The sequence below is a fragment of the Kosmotoga sp. genome, assembly GCF_982836095.1.
In genome coordinates, this window is record NZ_CEYIHJ010000078.1 from 1 (window position 1) to 8,380 (window position 8,380).

Annotated in this window: 9 protein-coding genes and 1 pseudogene; all 10 read right to left on the reverse strand. The window is 40.3% G+C overall.

Annotated elements, in window-relative coordinates:
* Positions 1 to 824: M16 family metallopeptidase (locus AC3LHT_RS06315; protein ID WP_488662307.1), on the reverse strand; the 824-nt coding region annotated here is incomplete at its 3' end.
* Positions 825 to 839: 15 nt separating this feature from the next.
* Positions 840 to 3,029 carry a polyribonucleotide nucleotidyltransferase gene (locus AC3LHT_RS06320; protein WP_488662308.1) on the reverse strand — a complete coding sequence of 730 codons (2,190 nt, stop codon included), beginning with the start codon at positions 3,027 to 3,029 and terminating at the stop codon, positions 840 to 842.
* A gap of 118 nt (positions 3,030 to 3,147) precedes the next feature.
* Complete coding sequence (rpsO, locus tag AC3LHT_RS06325; protein WP_290647028.1) at positions 3,148 to 3,408, reverse strand: 30S ribosomal protein S15; 261 nt, start codon at positions 3,406 to 3,408, stop codon at positions 3,148 to 3,150.
* 135 nt (positions 3,409 to 3,543) lie between these two features.
* Entirely contained in the window at positions 3,544 to 3,864 is a 321-nt protein-coding gene (locus tag AC3LHT_RS06330) for a hypothetical protein (protein ID WP_488662309.1), read from the reverse strand.
* An 8-nt stretch (positions 3,865 to 3,872) separates the two neighbouring features.
* Complete coding sequence (locus AC3LHT_RS06335) at positions 3,873 to 4,391, reverse strand: hypothetical protein (protein ID WP_488662310.1); 519 nt, start codon at positions 4,389 to 4,391, stop codon at positions 3,873 to 3,875.
* 122 nt (positions 4,392 to 4,513) lie between these two features.
* Complete coding sequence (gene smpB / locus AC3LHT_RS06340) at positions 4,514 to 4,942, reverse strand: SsrA-binding protein SmpB (protein WP_488662311.1); 429 nt, start codon at positions 4,940 to 4,942, stop codon at positions 4,514 to 4,516.
* Positions 4,939 to 6,939: an excinuclease ABC subunit UvrB gene (gene uvrB, locus AC3LHT_RS06345; RefSeq protein ID WP_290666902.1), complete on the reverse strand. Its 2,001-nt coding sequence runs from the start codon at positions 6,937 to 6,939 to the stop codon at positions 4,939 to 4,941. The genes smpB and uvrB overlap by 4 nt, the downstream gene beginning before the upstream one ends.
* Positions 6,940 to 7,515 (reverse strand): aminoacyl-tRNA hydrolase, encoded by a 576-nt coding sequence (pth, locus tag AC3LHT_RS06350; protein WP_290647033.1) that lies wholly within the window; start codon positions 7,513 to 7,515, stop codon positions 6,940 to 6,942.
* A 3-nt stretch (positions 7,516 to 7,518) separates the two neighbouring features.
* Positions 7,519 to 8,163 (reverse strand): 50S ribosomal protein L25, encoded by a 645-nt coding sequence (locus tag AC3LHT_RS06355; RefSeq protein ID WP_290666898.1) that lies wholly within the window; start codon positions 8,161 to 8,163, stop codon positions 7,519 to 7,521.
* A gap of 13 nt (positions 8,164 to 8,176) precedes the next feature.
* Positions 8,177 to 8,380, reverse strand: a pseudogene (locus AC3LHT_RS06360) (ribose-phosphate pyrophosphokinase); the annotation flags it as partial.

The following is an 8,380-nucleotide window of genomic DNA, read 5'->3' on the forward strand; positions in this document are numbered from 1 at the left end:
ATCCCACTTCCAAGCAATACATTGAAGATTTTGAAAGCCTCAAAATTCATATCTTTTTTTGATGGGGCTTTGACTGAAAGAAGTAAGTGTACTTGCTTGAGGTCTTTCTTTTTTTCTATTATTATTTCTCTGGCTGGTTTCATTGAGCCAACAATCGGCTTGGGGAACTCACGGGGCTGAGGAAAAGATAGAATCATTTCCTCTGCTTTTTCCAAAAAGTTGTTATCAAAATTGCCAGCAACAGCGAAGACCAGTCTATTGGAAGTGTAATGGGTGTTGTAGTAATCAGCCAGAGATATATGATTTAAAGCTGAAACAGTCTCCGTAGTTCCAAGAACGGGCTTCCCGTAGTTCTTATCCCATATTTTCAAAAGTGTCTTATTGTATATCAGATCTACTGGATCATCATGCGATTCCGCTATTTCCTCGAGGATAACCTTTTTTTCGGTGGATATTTCAGATTCTGAAAAAGATGGATTGCGCACCATATCGTAAAGGATTTCAATTGTATTTTGCGCATGTGTATAGGGGACCTGGGCAAAATAAACTGTGGATTTTCTTCCCGTATAGGCATTCAGCGTCCCACCAACACGCTCGATGGGTTCTTTTATGTCATAAGAAGAGCGATTATGAGTACCTTTGAAAAGGGCATGTTCGATGAAATGTGAGATTCCGTTATTTTTTTCGTTTTCGTTTATAGAACCAACTTTGAAGGCAAAAGCGAGAGAGACTGTGCGGGTCTCTCTCTTCTTTTCACCAACGACAATGGATCCATTGCTAAGTTCTTTCAATGTGATATCTGTTGCTTTCAATATTCTCTGCATAGTTATAATCCACCCTCAGTCTTTACGATATCTTCTGTTTTGGTTTGATCTTCCTGGATTTCTCGAAGGTTTTCTGGGGTGGTCATCTTCTTTTACTTCGACACCGAACCGTTTTAACTGGATTCTACCCATGTTGTCTATGGCTGTAACTTCGACTTTCACGGGAGATCCTACGCCGTTTGTCTTTAAGAATTCCTTCAGATTTTCACCAAGTTTAGATGAGTGAAGCAATCCAACTTTGCCCGGTGCCAGCTCTACAAAGATGCCGTAAGGTTCAACACGCGATATGATTCCTTCAAAAACCTGTCCTTTTTCAATTTCCTTGAGCATTATATCGACTATTTTCATAAGCTTGTTAATCTTTTCGGGGTTATTACCAATGACCTTTACCTGTGCCTTTTCGTCGTCTATGAAAATCTTCGCTTCATAATCGCTGCTTAGCTTTTTGATGACTCTGCCACCAGGACCGATCAATTCGCCTATTTTATCGTATGGAATGTTGAAGACCTTTATTACAGGAGCATGGCGGGATACTTCTTTCCTTGGTTCCGGGATTGTGCTATACATAAGGTCTAGAATATTCTTTCTGGCATCCCGAGCTTGCTGGAGAGCTTTAAGCATAATCTCTTCTGAAACGCCAGCAACTTTAACATCCATCTGAAAAGCCGTTATGCCATCGCGGGTTCCGGTAACTTTGAAATCCATATCACCCATATGGTCTTCATTTCCCAGAATGTCTGTAAGAACTACGGTTTTATCTTCTTCCTGAATCATTCCCATAGCCACACCAGCAACATGTTTCTTTATGGGTACACCTGCTGCCATGAGAGCCAGGGATCCAGAGCAGACAGTAGCCATGGAGGAAGAACCATTAGATTCCAGAATTTCAGAAACCACCCTAATGGTATAAGGAAATTCCTCTTCTTTTGGTATAACGAACTTAAGAGCCCTTTCTGCAAGATGTCCGTGACCGATTTCTCTTCTACCAGGTCCTCTTAATCTTTTCACCTCTCCTGTACTGAAGGGTGGGAAGTTGTAGTGAAGCATAAATGTTTTTGAGCCTTCTTCAAAAAGTGTATCAACTACCTGTTCATCGATGGGAGCACCAAGTGTCACTGTTCCAAGACTTTGTGTTTCTCCTCTGGTAAAAAGGGCTGAACCGTGAGTTCTCGGCAAAATGTCCAGTTCACAGGTTATAGGACGTATTTCATTGTGTTTTCTTCCATCCATACGTGTATCGTTTTCAACAACAGAACGTCTCATAACATGTTTCAGGCGTTCATCAAAATGGGCTTTCAAGAATTTCTCATTTAATTCCATTTCTTCATCAGACCATTTTTCAGCATATTTTTCTTTGAAAGCTTCGATTCTTTCGTTCCTGTATTCCTTGAGTGCCTTGTCTTTTGCTTTTTTGCCAGGTGTCGAAAGCATAATCCTGGCAATTTCTTCATCATTAATCATTTCAGAAAAGGTTTCAATAAATCCTTCAATGGGTTGGGGAATTTGAATCTCCCATTTATCTATCTTAAATTCTGAAAGTATTTCTTCTTGAAACCCAACAAGCTCTTTTATAGCCGCATGCGCAGCGTTTAACGCACCAAGCATGATTTCTTCAGAGACTTCTTTTGCTTCGCCTTCAACCATGGTAACGGCATTTTTTGTTCCAGCAACGACTATATCAAGCGTACTTTTATCAAGTTGTTCAACGGTGGGGAAAATAACATATTCACCATCAATGTAACCGACTCTTACCCCTGCAACCACACCTTCAAAAGGGATAGGAGAAAGATTCAAAGCTAATGAACTTGCGAAAATTCCCATTGTATCAGGTGGTGTATCAGGATCTGCGGATAACACTGTGACTATAACCTGAACCTCGTTTGTCATGCCATCGGGGAATAGTGGTCTTATGGGCCTATCAATAAGCCTGGCCGATAGAACGGCGTTCTCGCTTGGGCGTCCTTCCCTTTTGATGAATCCACCGGGAATCTTTCCAGCAGCATAGAATTTTTCTTGATATTCAACAGTTAGGGGAAGAAAGTCGGCACCTTCATTAGGTTCTTCGTTTCCATCAACAGTTGCGAGAATTGCAGAGTCGCCAAATTTGATAAAACAAGCTCCATGGGCTTGCTTGGCCATTTTTCCGTGTTCTACCACTAGTTTTCGGCCAAAAAATTCCTTTTCCCAGGTTCTGTAATTGTTCATATTAACACCTCTTTATCCTTTGTTTTCCTAAAGCAATTATACCAGCTTGCAAATATATTGCATGTTTTAATACGAAAGAAAAAAGGGGGAGCTTTGAGCTCCCCCTTTTATTATCTTTTTATCCACGTATGCCCAGTTTAGCAATTAGTTCTTTGTAGACCTCAGGTTTATTGTTCTTCAAATACCTGAGCATCTTTCTTCTTCTACCTACCATCTTCAACAATCCTCTTCTTGAATGGAAATCTTTAGGATGTTTCTTAAGATGTTCGGCTATGTGCTTAATTCGAGCAGTTAAAATCGCAATCTGAATCTCTACTGAGCCGGTGTCCTTTTCATGAATCTGAAATTCCTTTACGATTTCCTCCCTGTTTACTCCCATGTTATTCCTCCTCCATAGTATCCACATGCCAAGTACAGGTTTACTCCTTGTACTGAGCAAGGGTAAATATATTCTAACTTCAATGGAAGCATTTGTCAAGTACACGAAAGCAGCATAGGGTAAGCTAAAGACAGTTTAAAAAAGAATGTAGAGAATGATTAAAGGCTTAGATGTGAACTGTTCTTTAATATATATACGAGCAGCAATTATACCCACCATATCAGCCAATAAATCACCAATTTCCGCTGTACCTGAAGGCGAAAAAAAATCCCTCACTTCTTTTCCAATTCCAATGAACGATGTAAAAACCAATCCGCCTATGTCTCCCAGAAAATGACTGGAAAAGCCATAGGCGGAAAAACTCACAGAAAAGTGCAAATACTTGTCAACCCCCGAAAAACCAAAGCACAAAGCTCCAAATGATATCAAAAAAAATACAACAGCGAAAACTTTCATTTCATAGCTCAGAAGCTCCAGACAATGCCCAATCCACCGGTGAAATATTCAAAGAAACCAGGAACGGAAAGGTTAGCCGGGTAGTTCTGTACTCTTAAGGCTTTAAGTGTACCTATAAGAGCCATTTTGTCGCTTAAAGGAGCTGAAAGTTCCAGGCCAAGACCAGCAGATATGTGGATATCGCCAGCGACAGTGTCTGGAACGCCGTCAACGGTGTCAAAGAGTAACCCCATAGGGAAAAGGAGTCTTACACTAACCAGGTCAGGATCTGAAAAAAGATTGATACAAAAATCAAGACTAAGGAGCCCGACTTTGTTGTCAATACCTAAAAGAGCTACCTGGGCATCCAGTGATAACCCAACATTGCTGTTAAAAGGAATTTCAGCCCTAAATGATGCACCTGGCAAAGTAACTTTGCCAGTCCCCACATCCGTTGCATGAATCACAAGCCCTGAGCCTACATAAACAGTGGCGAAAGCTCCAACAGACAGGAGTGTCAATATCAACACTGCTAAGGTTTTCTTCATAATCACACCTCCCTCAAAACATTATATTATATCGAAATTATAGCACATAAGAATCAAGTCTTTAACGAATCATGTGTCTACATAGGAGATTATAATATTTATGTATCTGAAATCAAAATCATTCATATATCGAGTTTTCTTTTCAGTCGCCTTTCCATATCACGCTTTGCTATGTCTTCTCTTTTATCGTATAGGCGTTTCCCCTTGGCGAGAGCTATTTCCACTTTGGCAATACCTCTTTCGTTAAAATAAATCTTTGTTGGAATTATCGTCAGTCCTTTTTCCTTGACCTTTTGATGTATTTTCAAAAGCTCTTTCCTGTGCAGCAACAGCTTCCGTTTTCGCAAAGGGTTGTGGTTCCAGTGACTACCGTGACTGTATTGGCTGATGTTGGCATTGATCAAGTATAATTCACCATTTTCAAATTTGCAAAACGCTTCAGCCAGAGAAGCAGAACCCTGACGCAGTGATTTTACTTCAGTACCAAGGAGTTGAATGCCTGCTTCAAAAGTCTCGAGTAAATGGTTTTTGTTTGTGGATACGATTTTCATTTTTTAGTCTCACCTTTTCTTTTCGCGTTGTATATTTCATCCCTTAAAACAGCCGCATCTTCGTATCTGAGTTCACTGGCTGCTCTGAGCATTTCCTCTTCAAGGAGAGCAACGTAATCTTCAATTTCAAGATTCTCCCTAAGAGCCATTATACCCTCAAGATATGTATTCTTTGCGGTTTCTTCTTTTTCGTTTTGCTCTCTTGCTTCCTCGAAGATATTTTTGTAGAGTGGTTTAACAATGCTTTCAGGTGTTATTCCATGTTCTTTGTTGTATAAGAGCTGCTTTAATCTTCTTCTATTTGTTTCATCAATAGCCCGTTTCATTGAGTTTGTTATTCTGTCAGCGTAAAGAAGAACTCTTCCATTGATGTTTCGGGCTGCTCTGCCAATAGTCTGTATCAAAGTTGTTTCAGAACGTAAGAAACCCTCTCTATCCGCATCCATAATGGCTACGAGAGAGACCTCAGGAAGATCAAGCCCTTCTCTTAAAAGATTAACACCTACTACAACATCAATATATCCCTCTCTCAGTTTTCTGAGTACTTCAACTCTTTCGACGGCATCTAATTCAGAGTGAAGATATTCAGAGCGTATCCCCATCTCATTGAGGTATCCGCTGAGCATTTCTGCCGCTTTTTTTGTCAGTACAGTTACAAGGGCTCTTTCATTTCGTTCTTTTACCTTTACCATTTCTTCGATGAAATCATCTACTTGATTTTCTGTGGGCTTTACTACAACTTCTGGATCTATCAAACCAGTGGGCCTGATCACCTGATCAACCACCTGGGAAGAAATTGAAATCTCATATTCTGTAGGGGTAGCGGAAACAAAGATAACCTGGCCCACTTTTTCGAGAAACTCTTCATATCTAAGTGGCCTATTATCAAAAGCTGAGGGAAGCCGGAACCCATACTCAACTAAATTTTTCTTCCTTGAATAGTCCCCACGATACATCGCTCTAAGCTGAGGAACTGCTATGTGAGATTCATCTATGAAAACGATGAAGTCCCTCTTGTCAAAATAGTCAAGGAGTGTAAAGGGGGGATCTCCGGGCTTTCTGCCATCAAAAAAGCGCGAATAGTTCTCAATTCCGCTACAGTAACCAAGAGTCTCCAGCATTTCTATATCGTATAGAGTTCTCTGCTTTAACCTCTGGGCTTCCAAAAATTTCCCGTTTTTTTCTAAAGAATTAATTTGCACTCGAAGCTCTTTTTCTATGTTTTTTATAGAACGAGCGATTTTCTCTTCAGTGGTCACGAATTCCTTGGCAGGGTAGATGATCACCTTATCAAGTTCCTCGAGGATATTTCTGTTCAGTGGGTCGAAACAAGTTATTCTTTCGATTTCGTCATCGAAGAGATACAACTTAATTCCGAAATCTTCATAGGGTGGAAAGATCTCGATTGTTTCACCTTTCAAATGAAAAACCCCGCCGGTGGAAGTGTCTTCCGAGCGGTTATATTGCAGTGAGGAGAGCTTTAAGGCAAGTTCTTTTCGGTTTATCCTCTTCCCTTTCTCCAGCTTAACATTGAGTTCTTGAAAATCTCTCGGGTCACCACTAGCATAAATCGCGGAGACGCTGGCAACTACTATTACATCCTTTCGGGTCAAAACAGATTTAAGGGCCGATAGCCTCATTCTGGCAAGGAGATCATTTATCTGGGCATCTTTTTCAATATAAAGATCTCTGCTGGGAATGTAAGCTTCTGGCTGATAATAGTCATAATAGCTTATGAAAAGTTCAATTTTGTTGTTAGGGAAAAAGGTTTTGAATTCACGATAAAGCTGGGCAACAAGGGTTTTATTAGGTGATATTACCAGTGCTGGTCGCTGTGTCTTTGCTACTATGCTGGCCATAGTAAAGGTTTTTCCAGAACCGGTAACTCCAAGAAGTGTTTGAAATCTGAAATCTTCTTTAAGACCTGCTACCAATCTATCAATGGCTTCTGGCTGGTCTCCACTGGGTTTAAAGGGTAGATTGAGTTGAAAATGCATTCAACTCACCTCTAAACTATTATAACGGGACATAACCTTCACAATATCGTTTTCGCACAGATCTTTTGCCGCTTCCAAAGATACTTTTAAAACTTTCCATAAAAGGTTAAGCTCATCATCTGAAAATTCGTCCAAAACATAATTCACTAAATCACCCTCTGGCTTAGGACCTATACCTATTCTTAGCCTTGGAAAAGAGATGGAATGCAATTCTTCAATTATTGACTTCACACCGTTGTGGCCACCATCACTACCGTCTTTTCGAATACGTATTTTACCCAGAGGAAGCCATATGTCATCATAAACAATGATGATTTCTTTTGTACTTTCAATGCCAAATTTCTCGCATATTTTTTTCACGGCAATACCACTTAAGTTCATATAGGTCATTGGTTTTACGAGTAACATATGGTCGCAGCTATGAAAATTTACAATATATGCCTGATAGAGTTTTGTATCATAGCTTTTCAAAATTTCGCTGCTTTTCAGCATTTCGTCGATGAATAGAAAACCCACGTTATGTCTGGTGAGGACATAACGTGGGCCAGGATTTCCCAATCCTATAAAAACACGCATTGATTATTCCTCTTCTTCCTTCTTTCCTTTTTCTATGACTTCAGGCTCGACTTCTTCTTCCTCGACTTCTTCAACAGTTTCTACAAGAGCCGCTCTTGGAGTTTCAATAACTGCGATGGTTTCCTCGAGGTCAAGCAACGGCTTGATTCCATCTGGCAAAGGCAAGTCTTTTACTCTTAACGCGTCGCCCAAGTCAAGGTGTGTTACATCAACATCGATGCTATCAACGATATCCTTAGGCAGAACTTCAACTGGAAGGTTTGTTATTATGTGATCGAGGATTCCACCCTTTTCAACGCCCTTTGCCTTTCCAATGAGGTTGACAGGAATATGTATTTCCATTTTGTGTCCCTTCGCCGGAACATAAAAATCGAGATGCATCACAGCATCGTTGACTCTGTCACGCTGTACAGCCTTCAGAAAAGCGTGGATTTCTTTCTTTTCATTGTTTTCTTTCATAGTCAGGGTTATAACTGTGGTCTCGGAAAGATGGTTAATATGTTTCACCACATCTACTTTATTAAGGGAGATGTTCAAAGGCTCAACATCCGGACCGTATACTACAGCGGGTATTTTCCCAACTTTCAATAAGTCCTTAGCTTTTACACCTTTACTGCGAGGCTCTACAGCAAGTGTCAATTCGTGCATAGGAATCCCTCCTCTATCTAAACAAAATACTCACCGATAGGTTTTTGCGTACTCTTAACAATGCTTCTCCCAACAGTGGTGCGATAGATAAAATTTCGACATTGTTTGGCAACTTTTCATGATATATGGTGTCTGTTACATACACCTTTTCTATTTCGGAATTTGCAATTAATTCAAGGGCTTGACCGGAGAATACACCATGGGTTGCACATGCGAA